Raw genomic sequence first — 14,145 nt, forward strand, 5'->3', positions numbered from 1 at the left:
TCGCGGAACCGCTCTTGATCGCTACTGCACACCGCTCCCTGAGCATCATCGGCGCCGGCCTGGCCGGCTCCCTGCTGGCCATCCTGCTGTCCCGCCAAGGCTGGCGGATCACCCTGTATGAGCGTCGCGGCGACCCGCGCATCAGCGACTACGAATCCGGCCGCTCGATCAACCTGGCCCTGGCCGAGCGCGGTCGCAATGCCCTGCGCCAGGCCGGCGTCGAAGACGCGGTGATGGCCAAGGCGGTCATGATGCGCGGGCGCATGGTCCACCCGCGCCACGGCGAACCGCAGCTGCAGCGCTATGGCCGCGACGACAGCGAAGTGATCTGGTCCATCCACCGCAAGGACCTCAATACCACGCTGCTGCAGCTGGCCGAAGATGCCGGTGCGCAGGTGCATTTCCACCGCCGCCTGCACACCGTCGATTTCGATGCCGGCTACGCCCGCTTCATCGATGACCGCAACGACCACCCGCACGACATCCGTTTCGATACGCTGATCGGCGCCGACGGTGCCGGTTCGGCGCTGCGTGCGGCGATGAACCGCAAGCACCCCTTGGACGAGCGCATCGACTTCCTGGACCACTCCTACAAGGAGCTGGAGATCCCGCCCACCGAGGACGGCGGCTTCCGCATCGACGCCAATGCCCTGCACATCTGGCCGCGCGGCAACTACATGTGCATCGCGCTGCCCAACGACGAAGGCACCTTCACCGTCACCCTGTTCCTGCCCAACGAAGGCGAGCCCAGTTTCGCCACCACCAACAGCGGTGCCGAGGCCGAGGCGCTGTTCGCGCGCGACTTCCCCGACGCACTGCCCTTGATTCCCAACCTGCGCCGCGACTGGGAAGAACACCCGCCCGGCCTGCTCGGCACGCTGCACCTGCGCCAGTGGCACCTGCAGGGCCGCGCCGTGCTGATCGGCGATGCCGCCCATGCCATGGTGCCGTTCCACGGCCAGGGCATGAACTGCGCGTTCGAGGATTGCGTTGCCCTGGCCGGCCACCTGCTGGAGCAGGACAGTCTGGCCGGCGCCTTCGCCGCGTTCGAGCGCGACCGCAAGCCCAATGCCGAGGCCATCCAGCAGATGGCGCTGGAGAACTACCTGGAAATGCGCGACCGCGTGGCCGACCCGGCCTTCCTGCTGCAGCGCGAGCTGGAACAGCAGCTGCAGGCACGCTGGCCGACCCGCTTCGTGCCGCACTACACCATGGTGACCTTCCTGCACACGCCGTACGCGGTGGCGCTGCAACGCACCGAACTGCAACGGCGCATCCTCGAGGACGCCACTGCCGGCCACGACAGCCTGGACCCTATCGACTGGGACGCCCTGGAACGTATCGTGCACGCGCAGCTGCCGGTGCTGGAAGGCGCGCACTGATGGCCGACGACAGCTTCCTGTTCTACGACCTGGAAACCTTCGGCCAGGACCCGCGCCGCACCCGCGTGGCCCAGTTTGCCGCCATCCGCACCGATGCCGCGCTGAACATCATCGACACGCCGGTGAGCTTCTACGTGAAGCCCGCCGACGACCTGCTGCCCTCGCCGATCGCCACGCTGATCACCGGCATCACCCCGCAACACGCGCACGCCGAAGGGGTGAGCGAGGCCGAGGCGTTTTCGCGCATCAACGACCTCATGGCGCGCCCGGGCACCTGCACGCTCGGCTACAACACGCTGCGCTTCGATGACGAGTTCGTCCGCCACGGGCTGTTCCGCAATTTCTACGATCCCTACGAGCGCGAGTGGCGCAACGGCAATTCGCGCTGGGACCTGCTGGACATGCTGCGCCTGGCGCACGCGCTGCGCCCCGAGGGCATCGCCTGGCCGCAACGCGAAGACGGCGCCACCTCGTTCAAGCTCGAACACCTGGCGCTGGCCAATGACGTGCGCCAGGGCGATGCGCACGAAGCGTTGTCGGACGTGCATGCCACCATCGGCATGGCACGGCTGTTCCGGCAGTCACAGCCGCGGCTGTGGGAGTACGCGTTGAAGCTGCGCGACAAGCGTTTCGTCGGCAGCCTGCTCGATGTGGACGCGATGCAGCCGGTGCTGCACGTGTCCATGCGCTACCCCGCCCAGCGCATGTGCGCCGCGCCGGTGCTGCCGATCGCGCGGCACCCGTACATCAACAACCGGGTCATCGCGCTCGACCTGGAAGGCGACATCGACGGCCTGCTCGCGCTGCCGGCCGAAACGCTGGCCGCCCGCCTGTACACGCGGGCGGCAGACCTGGCCGAGGGCGAGCAGCGCGTGCCGCTCAAGGAAGTGCACCTGAACAAGGTGCCCGCGCTGGTCGCCTGGAACCACCTGCGCCCGTCCGACCATGCCCGGCTGGGCATCGACGTGGCGACCGTGGAGGCCAATGCCGCGCGTGTGCGCGAGGCCGGCCCGGCGCTGGTCGAGAAGGTACGGCAGGTCTACGGCGGTGAACGCACGGCCACGGTCAGTGACGTGGACGCCTCGCTCTACGACGGCTTCCTGGCGGACGGCGACAAGGCGTTGATGGCCCGCCTGCGCACCAGCCCGCCGGCCGAACTGGCCGGCTTCGCCGAGCGCCTGAAGGACCCACGCATGCCGGAGCTGCTGTTCCGCTATCGCGCACGCAACCACCCGCACACCCTGGATGCCGCCGAACGCCAGCGCTGGAACGACTACCGTCGGCAGCGCCTGTTTGGCGACACCGCGCTGGGCGAGCAGCGCCTGGGCGAGTTCCGCGCGCAGCTGGACGCCCTGGCCGTCGAACACGCGGCCGACCCCGCCAAGCTCGCCCTGCTGCAGCAGCTGGGCGACTGGGGCACCCAATTGGAGCAGAGCCTGTGAGCAGCTATTTCAGTCCCGCCAGCTTCACCTTCCTGCGTGGCCTGGCGCGCAACAACGACAAGACCTGGTTCAACGAACACAAGGCGAAGTACGAGGAACATGTGCGGCAGCCGTTCCTGCGCCTGATCACCGACCTGCAGCCGGACCTGGCCGAGGTCAGCACCCACTTCCGTTCCGATCCGCGCGGCGTGGGTGGCTCGCTGTTCCGCATCTACCGCGATGCGCGCTTCTCCAACGACAAGTCGCCCTACAAGAGCTGGCAGGGCGCGCGCCTGTTCCATGAACGCCGCAAGCAGGTGCCGGCACCGTCGTTCTACATCCACCTGCAGCCGGGCGAGAGCTTCGTCGGCGCCGGGCTGTGGCACCCCGAGCCGGCCACCCAGCGCAAGGTGCGCCACTTCATCGTGGACAACCCCGGCGCCTGGAAGGCGGCCGCGCATGCGCCTGCGCTTCGGAAGAAGTTCGATTTCGAGGAAAGCGAGAAGCTGGTGCGCGCGCCGCGCGGCTTCGAGCCGGATTTCGAGTTCATCGACGACCTCAAGCACCGCAACTGGGTGTTCTGGCGCTCGCTGGACGATGCCACCATGACCGGGCCGAAGCTGCGGCAGACGCTGGCGAAGGATCTGGTGGCGCTGGGGCCGTTTGTGGACTATCTGTGTGCGGCGTTGGATCTGGAGTTTTGAGGGTGGGTCGCTCAGCCACGCAGGGCGTGACTCTACCCAGCGTTGACGTGGGCTGCGGCAAGCTGGTGACATGAAAAAACTGCTTCTGCTGCTGGGACTGGTCGTGGTGCTGCTGGCGGGCTGGCTGGTCAGCGGGCCGTATTTGACCCTGCGTGGGCTGGCCGCAGCGGTTGAACAGCGCGACACCTCGACGCTGGACCGGTACGTGGACTTCCCGATGCTGCGTGCCAACCTGCGCGCGCAGCTGGACGATTACATGGTGCGGCGCGCTGGGCCGGACGTGCAGTCCAACCTGATTGGCGCGCTGCTGCTGACCGCTGGCCAGAAGTTGAGCGGAACGGCGGTGGACGCGATGGTGACGCCGACCGGGATCGGTGCGTTGATGGAAGGCCATACGCTGTGGAAGCGGGCCAGCAATGACCTCGAGAGCAATGACGCCTATGCCGGGCCGCGCGCCGCGCGGCCGCTGGAGGGCGCCACGCATCGCTTCGAGTCGACGTCACGATTCACCGCCACCACCCACACGCCGGAGGGCGCGCCGATGGTGTTCGTGCTGCAGCGGCAGGGATTGGTGTGGAAGCTCGTTAATATCGAGCTGCCGCTCGATTGATCGGTGTCACGACCAACAGTCGTGACCTACCGGCGATGAGCGATGCGTCACGACCAACAGTCGTGACCTACCGGCGATGTGTCACGACCAACGGTCGTGACCTACCTTCAATCGTTCGCCACGCCGTGCGGCACGTGGCCGGCGGCCACGCTTTGATGCTGGCGGGCGCTGTCGATGTTGTGCTGCGAATCGTCGAAGAAGATGTCCGCGCCGAATGCTTCCAGGAACGGGCCCTTGTGGCGGCCGCCCAGGAACAGCGCCTCGTCCAGGCGCACGCCCCACTCGCGCAGGGTGCGGATCACCCGCTCATGCGCCGGTGCCGAGCGCGCCGTGACCAGCGCGGTGCGGATCGGCGCATCTTCGCCCGACGGGAACACCGCCTGCAGCGTGTGCAGTGCCGACAGGAAATTGCGGAACGGACCGCCGCTGAGCGGCTCGCGCGCGTTTTCGCGTTCATGCCGGCCGAACGCCTCCACGCCCTGCTCGCGCGAGATGCGTTCGCTTTCATCGCCGAAGATCACCGCGTCGCCATCGAAGGCGATGCGCAGCTGGCCCAGCGGCTTGCTGAGATCCACCTGCTCGGCCGCGGCGATGGTCTCGCCGGGCGGCTTGGGCAGGATCGTCGCCGCCGCGATGCCATGCCGCAGTGCACGCCGCACCGACTCGGGGTTGGCCGACAGGAACAGGTCGGTACCGAACGGCTTCACATACGGCCAGGTCGGCTCACCGGCGGTGAACGTCGCGCGGATGATGCCCAGGTCGTAATGCTGGATCGAATTGAAGATGCGCAGGCCGGTGTCGGCGGAGTTGCGCGACAGCAGGATGACTTCCACCCGCGGTGACTCCGGCGACTGGCCCTGGTTCAGCGCAAGCAGCTTGCGCACCACCGGGAACGCAACGCCAGGGCGCAGCACGTCGTCTTCGTGCTTGCGCTGGTACTCGGCGTAGGCATCGACGCCCTCGGCCTCGAACAGCGCGTGACCCTCTTCCAGGTCGAACAGGGCGCGCGAGGTCACGGCAACGGTCAGCAAACGGGGGGTGTTGTCGCCCATGGCAGTCAGCAATCCAGTGCGGCCAGAAGGGCCGGCCACCTATTGTCCTTCAAAACATGAACTGTTCGCTGAGGATCCGGTCTTCCAGGTTGTGTTCCGGGTCGAACAGCAGGGTGACCCGGCGCTCGCGCGACTCGCGGATGGTCACTTCAACCACGTCGCGGGTCTCATGCGAATCGGCGGTGACGCTGACCGGGCGCTTGTAGGGGTCCAGCACGCGGAAGCGCACTTCCGTATCGGCCTTGAGGATCGCCCCGCGCCAGCGCCGCGGCCGGTACGGGGCCAGGGGGGTCAACGCGATGGTGTGCGAGCCCAGCGGCAGGATCGGCCCATGCGCGGAGTAGTTGTAGGCCGTGCTGCCGGCCGGCGTGGACACGAGCACCCCGTCACCGATCAGCTCGGCCACCCGCTCCTGGCCATTGAGGTCCACCCCGATGTGCGCGGCCTGCCGGGTCTGGCGCAGCAGCGAAACGTCGTTATAGGCCAGCGACCCGGTGGTGGTGCCCGATTCGGTCAGGGCCAGCATTTCCAGCGGGCGCAGGTTGGCCGGCTCGGCCGCCGCGAGGCGCGCCGGCAGGTCGTGGTCGTCTTCACGGTACTGGTTCATCAGGAACCCCACCGTGCCCAGCTTCATGCCGAACACCGGCAGCCCCAGCGCACCGTGGCGGTGCAGGGTCTGCAGCATGAAGCCGTCGCCGCCCAGCGGGCACAGCACATCGGCCTGTTCCGGCGGATGGTCGCCGTAGCGGGCCACCATCTGCGCCAACGCCTGCTGCGCGGCCTCGGTGTTGCTGGCCAGAAAGGCGATGCGGGGGGAATCGCTCATGGGGTTTCTGCGAATGGCATGTGCAGGAAGCATACCCGGTCGGCGCACGGAAGGGCTTTGGAAGCTTGGCGCACGATCTTCGATCGGATCTGCCGCGAGCGTTGACGCAGACGCGGCTGCCGGTGGAGCGAGCGCGGGGCCGCCATACCCTTGCCGGCGGAGGTCCCTCAACAGCGGCTGCCGGTGAATCGAGCGCCGGGCCGCCTTACCCTTTCCGGCGAATGTCCCCCGGCGTCGGCCTGCGGCCGCCCCCTCCTCCTTTACTTCGCCTACAAGGGCAAGGCGCCCCGGCACTCGACCCACCGGCGTTGGCACAGTGACATCCGCTTTTCCATCGCGAACCGCAAGCCGAGCCCCGTCGCGGCCGGTAGGTCCCTGGCAATGCCTAAAAAGGGGACGGAGGAGGTTAACCCTGACCGTCCCCGATTAACGTCCTCCGTCCCGGATTTTGCCCCGTGACATCCGCTTTTCCATCGCGAACCGCAAGCCGAGCCCCGTCGTGGCCGGTAGGTCCCTGGCAATGCCTAAAAAGGGGACGGAGGAGGTTAACCCTGACCGTCCCCGATTAACGTCCTCCGTCCCGGATTTTGCCCCGTGACATCCGCTTTTCCATCGCGAACCGCAAGCCGAGCCCCGTCGTGGCCGGTAGGTCCCTGGCAATGCCTAAAAAGGGGACGGAGGAGGTTAACCCTGACCGTCCCCGATTAACGTCCTCCGTCCCGGATTTTGCCTTTTCCTGCGGACCGCAAGCCGAGCCCCGTCGCGGGCGGCAGGTCCCTGGCAAAGTAAAGGAGGAGGCGGCGGCGCAGGCCGACGCCGGGGGACATTTGCATAGGGGCCTGCCGGCCGCGACGTGGCCCTCAACGCTCGCGACGAACCCGATCGAAGACCTTGAGCTTCTAATCTGGCGAAGAGCCAAAGAAAAGGCCCCGCCGGTGGCGGGGCCTTGTCATGCAGCCATTGCCGGGCAGCGCCCGGCATCACCGCGCGGCTTACGCGCCGTGTGCGGCCAGCTGGCCCAAGCGCTGCACCGCCACCGACACCGTCGGGTAGTCGAGCGTCTTCTGCTCGGCCAGCTCCTGCAGCATCGACAGGGTGAAGCGCAGGCTGCTGTCGTCACGGCCGATCCAGGCGGCGACCTTGGCTTCGGCACTGCCGCCCTTCATCGACAGTACCTGGGCCGCCAGGTTGCGGTGATGCGCGGCCAGCTCGTCGCGCAGCACGCCACGGGCCACCGCATGCCAGCGGCCGTTGACCTCCAGCGCATCGATCTGCTCGAACAGCCACGGCAGCTGCAGCGCGTCGCCCAGGCGGAAGTGGACCTTCGACACGTCCACCGGCTTCAGCTTGCGCGTGCGCGCCAGCTCGATGATGTCGAACGCCGGTTCCAGGAACTGCAGCTCCGACAACTGCTGTGCCAGTGCCGGCGGCAGGCCCTTGTCCTTCCACTCCTGCACGCTCGCCTCGTAGGCCGGGCGCTGCGAATCGGGCAGCACGCCCGACGCATCACGGATGTCGTTGAACGGCGCCTGGTAGCGGTTCACCGCCTCGGTGATGCCCGGCATCGCGCCGGGGCGGAACAGCAGCCAGCGCACGAACGACCGTTGCAGCTTCCAGATCACTTCCAGCGCATCGATCTGCACCGACTCCGGCAGCGTCCCGTCGAGCGCATCGATCTGCGCCCACAGCGCACGCGCATCCAGCGTCTCACGGCTGATGGTGTAGGCCTTGGCGACCTCGGCGATGGTGCGGCCGGTGTCTTCCTGCATGCGCATCAGGAACGTGGCGCCCATGCGGTTGATGGTCTGGTTGGTCACGGCCGTGGCGATGATTTCGCGCTTCAGGCGGTGACGCTCCATCGCGTCCGCGTACTTTTTCTGCAGCGGCGTCGGGAAGTAACGCAGCAGCTCCTTGGACAGGTACGGATCTTCCGGGATGTCCGATTCCAGCAGCTGCTGGAACGCCACCAGCTTGGAATAGGACAACAGCACCGACAGTTCCGGACGGGTCAGGCCCTGGCCGCGCGCCTTGCGTGCCGACAGCTCCGCATCGGACGGCAGGAACTCGATCTGGCGATCCAGCAGGCCCTGCTTTTCCAGCGTGCGGATGAAGTGCTGCTTGGACCCCAGGCGCTTGACCGCCATCCGCTCCATCAGGCTCAGGGCCTGGTTCTGGCGGTAGTTGTCGTTGAGCACCAGGTCGGCCACTTCGTCGGTCATCGAGGCCAGCAGCGTGTTGCGCGCCTCCACGGTCAACTTCTTGGCCCGCACCACATCGTTGAGCAGGATCTTGATGTTGACTTCGTGGTCGGACGTATCCACGCCGGCCGAGTTGTCGATGAAGTCGGTATTGAGCAGCACGCCCGCCTGGGCGGCTTCGATGCGGCCCAGCTGGGTCATGCCCAGGTTGCCGCCCTCGCCCACCACCTTGCAGCGCAGCTCGCCACCATTGACGCGCAGCGCATTGTTGGCGCGGTCGCCCACGTCGCTGTGCTGCTCGGTGGCCGCCTTGACGTAGGTACCGATGCCGCCATTCCACAGCAGGTCCACCGGCGCCTTCAGGATCGCGCTCATCAGATCGTTCGGCGACAGCGCCTTGACGTTGTCGTCCAGGCCCAGCGCCTCACGCACCTGCGGGGTGATCTCGATCGACTTCAGCGTGCGCGGGAATATGCCACCGCCCTTGCTGATCAGCGTCGCATCGTAGTCGGCCCAGCTGGAACGCGGCACGGTGAACATGCGCTCGCGCTCGACGAACGAAGTCGCCGCATCCGGATTCGGGTCCAGGAAAATGTGGCGGTGGTCGAACGCGGCCAGCAGGCGGATGTGGCGCGACAACAGCATGCCGTTGCCGAACACGTCGCCGGACATGTCGCCGACACCAACCGTGGTGAAGTCCTGGCTCTGGCTGTCACGGCCCAGGGCGCGGAAGTGGCGCTTGACCGACTCCCATGCACCGCGCGCGGTGATGCCCATGCCCTTGTGGTCGTAACCGACCGAGCCACCGGAGGCGAACGCATCGCCCATCCAGAAGCCATGCGCCACGGCCAGGCCGTTGGCGATGTCGGAGAAGGTCGCCGTGCCCTTGTCTGCCGCCACCACCAGGTACGGGTCGTCCATGTCGTGGCGGACCACGTCCACCGGCGGCACGATCTTGTTGTTGACGATGTTGTCGGTGATGTCCAGCAGGCCCTGGATGAAGAGCTTGTAGCAGGCCACGCCGTTGGCGAAGACCGCGTCGCGGTCACCGCTCACCGGCGGCGTCTTGGCGAAGAAGCCGCCCTTCGCACCCACCGGCACGATCACCGTGTTCTTCACCATCTGCGCCTTGACCAGGCCCAGCACCTCGGTACGGAAGTCTTCGCGACGGTCCGACCAGCGCAGGCCGCCGCGGGCGACCGCACCGAAGCGCAGGTGGGTACCTTCCACGCGCGGGCCATACACGAAGATTTCGCGGTACGGGCGCGGCTTGGGCAGGTCCGGCACCAATGCCGAATCGAACTTGAAGCTGATCACGTGGCCGGGGCGGCCCTGTGCATCGGTCTGGTAGTAGCTGGTGCGCAGAGTGGCGTCGATCACGCCCATGAAGCTGCGCAGGATGCGGTCTTCGTCCAGGCTGGAGACGCGGTCCATCAGCTTGACCAGCGCATCGCGTGCGGCGTCCATCTGCGCCTTGCGGTCACCCTTGCGGGCATCGACCACGGTCTTGAGCACCTTCAGGGTGGCCTCGTCGCCGCCGGCCAGCACGGTCAGGTGCGCGCGCAGGCCAGCCTGCCCTTCGGCAATGGCGGCCTTGTCCTCATGCCCGGTGGCCGGATCGAAGCGGGCTTCGAACAGCTCCACCAGCAGGCGCGCCAGCAGTGGGTAACGGGTGAAGGTGCCTTCCACGTACGCCTGCGAGAACGGCACGCCCGTCTGCAGCAGGTACTTGCAGTAGCCACGCAGCATGGCGACCTGGCGCCAGTGCAGGCCGGCGGCCAGCACCAGGCGGTTGAAGCCATCGTTCTCGGCATCGCCGTGCCAGACCCGGGCGAAGGTCTCGCCGAAGGCCTCGTCCACGCTGGCGGCATCGATCGCGCCGGCCACCGACTCCACTTCGAAGTCCTGCACGTACACCGGCGCGTTGTCCACCGTCAGGCGGTACGGGCGCTCGGAGATGACGCGCAGGCCCATGTTCTCCATCATCGGCAGCGCGTCCGACAGCGGAATGTCGTCCAGCTGGCGGTACAGCTTCAGGCGCAGGCCATCGCCTTCTTCGCGATGCACGGCCTGCAGGCTCAGGCGCAGGTCGTCTGGGCCGGTCAGCGCGTCGAGCTGGCTGACGTCGTTGGCCGCGATCTCGGTGCTGGAATCTTCGATGTAGCCGGCCGGCAGGGCCTTGCCGATGCGGGCGGCAATGCGCAGGCCTTCGCTTTCACCGTGACGGACCACCAGCGCTTCGCGCAGGTCGTCCTGCCAGTTGCGCAGCACCTGGGCCAGCTTCTGCTCCAGCACGCTGGTATCCACTTCCAGGGTCTGCCCAGCCTTCGGGCGCACGATCAGGTGCACCTGGGCCAGCGGCGATTCGCCGAGCACCACCGAGCTGTCCACGTATTCGCCCTGCAGGGCGTCCTTGAGCATCGCCTCGATGCGCAGGCGCACGTCGGTGTTGAAACGCTCGCGCGGCAGGTAGACCAGCGCGGAAATGAAGCGGCTGTACTTGTCACGGCGCAGGAACAGGCGGCTGCGCACGCGTTCCTGCAGGCCCAGCACGCCCATGGCGGTGCGGAACAGCTCGTCCTCGCTGGACTGGAACAGTTCCTCGCGCGGCAGGGTTTCCAGGATGTGGCGCAGGGCCTTGCCGCTGTGGCTGGCCGGGGCCAGGCCGGACTGCTTCATCACGTATTCGTGGCGCTGGCGCACCAGCGGGATTTCCCACGGGCGGCGGTTGTAGGCGCTGGAGGTGAACAGGCCCAGGAAGCGCTGTTCGCCGATGATCTTGCCCTTGGCGTCGAATTCCAGCACGCCGATGTAATCCATGTAGCCGGCGCGGTGCACCCGCGAGCGGGCGTTGGTCTTGGTCAGGATCAGCGCGTCCTTCAGCCCCGAGGTGGCGTTGAGCCCCTGCGCGGCGAGGGTCTTGACCGGGCGCGCGGCGGACTTGTCCTTGCCGCGCATCAGGCCCAGGCCGGTGGCGTTCAACGGCGCCAGCACGTCTTCCTTGCCTTCCTTCTCCACGCGGTATTCGCGGTAGCCGAAGAAGGTGAAGTGGTTGTCGGCAGCCCAGCGCAGGAATTCCTGTGCTTCGGCGCGCGAGGCGGCATCGATAGGCAGCTGGCGGGAGCCCAGGTCGTCGGCCAGGGCCAGCGCCTTGCTGCGCATCGCGTCCCAGTCACCGACGATCGCACGGACCTCGTCCAGTGCCTTGACGATGGCCTTCTCGACGTCGGCCATGGCCTCGGCCGGCTGGCGGTCGATCTCCAGCAGCATCACCGACTCGGCGGTGCCATCGCCCACGCCCGACAGCTTGCCGCTCTTGTCGCGGCTGAAGCGCAGCACCGGGTGACCCAGCACGTGCACGCCCACGCCATGTTCGGCCAGGGACATTGTCACGGTGTCGACCAGGAACGGCATGTCGTCGTTGACGATCTGCAGCACGGTGTGCGGCGATTCCCAACCATTGGCCTTCAGCGTCGGGTTGAACACGCGCACATTGGCCTTGCCGGCCTTGCGCACGCGGGCGAACTCGAGCGTATCGGCGGCCAGCGCGGCCCACTCCTCAGCGGTGTGGTGCGGGAATTCGTCCGCTTCCATGCGCTTGTAGAAGTCGGCGGCGAACGCCACTGCCTCGGCCTGCCCGGCCGCCGGGTAACGCTTGCGCAAGGCCGTGTACACCGGCTCCAGCGAGAAGCCCACTGGCGAAACAGTCTGCGTATCGGCTGGTTTGGTCGTTTTTTTCACGGTCTTGGCTGCTGTTTTTTGCGGTTTCATGGCAGAGCGATGCGTGTTGCCCAGTTGGGAAAATGAAATTGTAGCCCTACCGCACAAAAAGGCCTTGCTGCAGGACGGAATAAGGTTTTTCAGTTGGGTGCCGTTTACGTCGCACTCCGGCACGACCCCACGCCATAGCATCGGCGCGTTGTGTGTCACCTTGAGGTGCCAGCAGGGACAGTGCCAAAAGCAATGCTTCACCAATTCTGAACTGGACGGTATAGTCCACCGCGTGAACTCCCCCACCCCTGCCGTCGCCCCACTGGATGCGCGCGATCATCGCGTGTTCGATGCCGTGCGCGATCTGATGGCCAGCCAGGGCATGCAGCTGAGCATGGAATCGGTGGCCCAGCAGGCCGGATGTTCCAAGCAGACCCTCTACAGCCGCTACGGAAGCAAGCAGGAACTGCTGCGCCGGGTATTGCAGCGCCACCTGTGCAGGACCACCGCCGGCCTGCGTGCGTTGGACGGCGAGGACCTGCGCGGCAGCCTGCTGCAGTTCGCCGTCGACTACGTCGAACACTTCAATGAGCCGCAGGTGGTCCAGGCCTGCAAGCTCATCGCAGCCGAATCGGCCCAGTTCCCCGAGGAGGCGCAGGCCCTGTACCGCGATGGTGCCGGTGCACTCACCCTTCACCTCGCTGAATGGCTCCATCTGCGCATCAAGCGTGGCCTGCTTCGCCATGACGACCCGCACTTCATGGCCGAACTGCTATTGAGCATGATCGCCGGGCTGGATTTCGAGAAACAACGCTTTCATACCCCCCATCGTGCAGACGCCTCGCAGCGGCGCCGGTGGGCCGAATTTTCCGTGGACAGCTTCCTGCGCGCCTTCGCCGTGCCTGAAGCGCTTCCGATACTGCATTCAAACCAACACCGGAGTTTCTCCTGATGATCGCCCCACTCCGCACCCTCGCCCTGACTTGCGCAGTCGCCGTCGCGTTGACCGCCTGCAAGAAGCCGGAGCAACAGACGCCCCCGCCGCCGGAAGTGGGCGTGATCGAGGCCAAGGCCGATACCCTGCCGCTGCAGCGTGAGCTGGTCGGCCGCCTGTCGCCGTACCGCAGCGCCGACGTGCGCGCGCGCGTGCCGGGCGTGCTGCTCAAGCGCGTCTACCAGGAAGGCCAGGACGTCAAACAGGGCCAGGTGCTGTTCCTGATCGACCCGGCCCCGCTGCAGGCGTCGTTGAACGCCTCGCAGGCCGAGCTGGCCTCGGCCCAGGCCACCTACGCCAATGCCAAGGCCGCCGCCGCCCGCGCCCGTTCGCTGGCCCCGCAGAAGTTCGTCTCCAAGTCGGACCTGGACGCTGCCGAAGCCACCGAACGCACCGCTGCAGCGGCTGTGCAGCAGGCGCAGGCCTCGCTGTCCAACGCCAAGATCAATCTCGGCTACGCCCAGGTGACCTCGCCCATCGCCGGCCGCGCAGGCAAGCAGCAGGTCACCGAAGGCGCACTGGTCGGCCAGGGGGACATCACCCTGCTGACCACGGTGGACCAGCTGGATCCGCTGTACGTCAACTTCTCGATGAGCTCGGACGAGCTCACCCAGCTGCGCCGGGCCCAGGCCAATGGCGCGGTGTCGCTGAGCGGCGACGGCAAGTCGACGGTGCAGGTGAAGCTGGCCGACGGCACGATGTACGACCAGCCGGGCACGCTGGATTACTCCTCGGCCGTGGTCGACCCGTCCACCGGCGCGGTGACCCTGCGCGCGGTGCTGCCGAACCCGGAACAGATCCTGCTGCCGGGCGCATTCGTGAGCTTCCAGGCTGTCCTGGGTGAGCGCAGGAACGCCTTCCTGGTGCCGTTGCAGGCCCTGCAGCGCGACACCACCGGCGGCTTCGTCATGGTGGTGGGCAAGGACGGCAAGGTGGTGCGCAAGAACGTCGTCAGCGAAGGCCAGCAGGGCAGCAACTGGCTGGTCAGCAGCGGCCTGGAACCGGGCGACAAGGTGATCGTGGCCGGCGTGCAGAAGGTCAAGGAAGGCGCCCCGGCCACGGCCAAGCCGTGGACCCCGACTGCCGCCAACGGCCCCGGCCAGGCCCCGGCAGGTGCCGCCCCCGCGGCCGCCGGCCAGGCGCCCGCCGCCCAGGCAGACGCCGCCGCACCCGCCGACCCGGCCGCCAAGCCTTCCGATGGCGCTCCGGCTGCCGAACCGACCAAGCAATAACGGGAACCAGCCGTC

General features: G+C 67.2%; 9 protein-coding genes. 6 read left to right on the plus strand and 3 right to left on the minus strand.

Annotation, left to right across the window (positions count from 1 at the left end; all coding sequences use genetic code 11):
- The first annotated feature begins 14 nt into the window (after positions 1-14).
- The 4 genes from AC3ITN_RS11950 to AC3ITN_RS11965 all read left to right on the plus strand — a co-directional run bounded on the left by AC3ITN_RS11950 (position 15) and on the right by AC3ITN_RS11965 (position 4,117).
- A complete protein-coding gene (locus AC3ITN_RS11950) occupies positions 15-1,382 on the plus strand; it encodes an FAD-dependent oxidoreductase (protein WP_489390637.1) in 1,368 nt (455 codons plus the stop codon).
- Positions 1,382-2,824 carry an exodeoxyribonuclease I gene (gene sbcB, locus AC3ITN_RS11955; RefSeq protein WP_313347265.1) on the plus strand — a complete coding sequence of 481 codons (1,443 nt, stop codon included), beginning with the start codon at positions 1,382-1,384 and terminating at the stop codon, positions 2,822-2,824. The genes AC3ITN_RS11950 and sbcB overlap by 1 nt, the downstream gene beginning before the upstream one ends.
- Entirely contained in the window at positions 2,821-3,507 is a 687-nt protein-coding gene (locus tag AC3ITN_RS11960; protein WP_313347267.1) for a DUF2461 domain-containing protein, read from the plus strand. The genes sbcB and AC3ITN_RS11960 overlap by 4 nt, the downstream gene beginning before the upstream one ends.
- A gap of 70 nt (positions 3,508-3,577) precedes the next feature.
- Positions 3,578-4,117 carry a DUF2939 domain-containing protein gene (locus tag AC3ITN_RS11965; RefSeq protein WP_489390638.1) on the plus strand — a complete coding sequence of 180 codons (540 nt, stop codon included), beginning with the start codon at positions 3,578-3,580 and terminating at the stop codon, positions 4,115-4,117.
- 107 nt (positions 4,118-4,224) lie between these two features.
- Here AC3ITN_RS11965 and AC3ITN_RS11970 read toward each other — a convergent pair whose 3' ends face one another.
- The 3 genes from AC3ITN_RS11970 to AC3ITN_RS11980 form a co-directional block, all read right to left on the minus strand.
- A complete protein-coding gene (locus AC3ITN_RS11970) occupies positions 4,225-5,169 on the minus strand; it encodes a 5'-nucleotidase (RefSeq protein ID WP_421571028.1) in 945 nt (314 codons plus the stop codon).
- A gap of 49 nt (positions 5,170-5,218) precedes the next feature.
- Positions 5,219-5,995, minus strand: coding sequence for an NAD kinase (locus AC3ITN_RS11975; RefSeq protein ID WP_489390639.1), 777 nt, complete (start codon positions 5,993-5,995; stop codon positions 5,219-5,221).
- 992 nt (positions 5,996-6,987) lie between these two features.
- Positions 6,988-11,964 (minus strand): NAD-glutamate dehydrogenase, encoded by a 4,977-nt coding sequence (locus AC3ITN_RS11980; RefSeq protein ID WP_489390640.1) that lies wholly within the window; start codon positions 11,962-11,964, stop codon positions 6,988-6,990.
- 232 nt (positions 11,965-12,196) lie between these two features.
- On the opposite strand from AC3ITN_RS11980, the gene AC3ITN_RS11985 reads away from it, so the two are divergent.
- On the plus strand, positions 12,197-12,856 hold the full coding sequence (locus AC3ITN_RS11985) for a TetR/AcrR family transcriptional regulator (protein WP_489390641.1): 660 nt from the start codon (positions 12,197-12,199) through the stop codon (positions 12,854-12,856).
- Complete coding sequence (locus AC3ITN_RS11990; protein WP_313348973.1) at positions 12,856-14,130, plus strand: efflux RND transporter periplasmic adaptor subunit; 1,275 nt, start codon at positions 12,856-12,858, stop codon at positions 14,128-14,130. Before AC3ITN_RS11985 ends, AC3ITN_RS11990 begins: the two co-directional genes overlap by 1 nt.
- Positions 14,131-14,145: the final 15 nt, after the last annotated feature.

It is taken from the genome of Stenotrophomonas sp. KH_036_B, from assembly GCF_057839485.1.

Excerpts from the sequence above, each read along its gene's own strand:
- AC3ITN_RS11965 (WP_489390638.1), top strand. The coding sequence starts at position 3,578 with ATGAAAAAACTGCTTCTGCTGCTGGGACTGGTCGTGGTGCTGCTGGCG.
- AC3ITN_RS11980 (WP_489390640.1), bottom strand. The coding sequence starts at position 11,964 with ATGAAACCGCAAAAAACAGCAGCCAAGACCGTGAAAAAAACGACCAAA.
- sbcB (WP_313347265.1), top strand. The coding sequence starts at position 1,382 with ATGGCCGACGACAGCTTCCTGTTCTACGACCTGGAAACCTTCGGCCAG.
- AC3ITN_RS11975 (WP_489390639.1), bottom strand. The coding sequence starts at position 5,995 with ATGAGCGATTCCCCCCGCATCGCCTTTCTGGCCAGCAACACCGAGGCC.
- AC3ITN_RS11990 (WP_313348973.1), top strand. The coding sequence starts at position 12,856 with ATGATCGCCCCACTCCGCACCCTCGCCCTGACTTGCGCAGTCGCCGTC.
- AC3ITN_RS11970 (WP_421571028.1), bottom strand. The coding sequence starts at position 5,169 with ATGGGCGACAACACCCCCCGTTTGCTGACCGTTGCCGTGACCTCGCGC.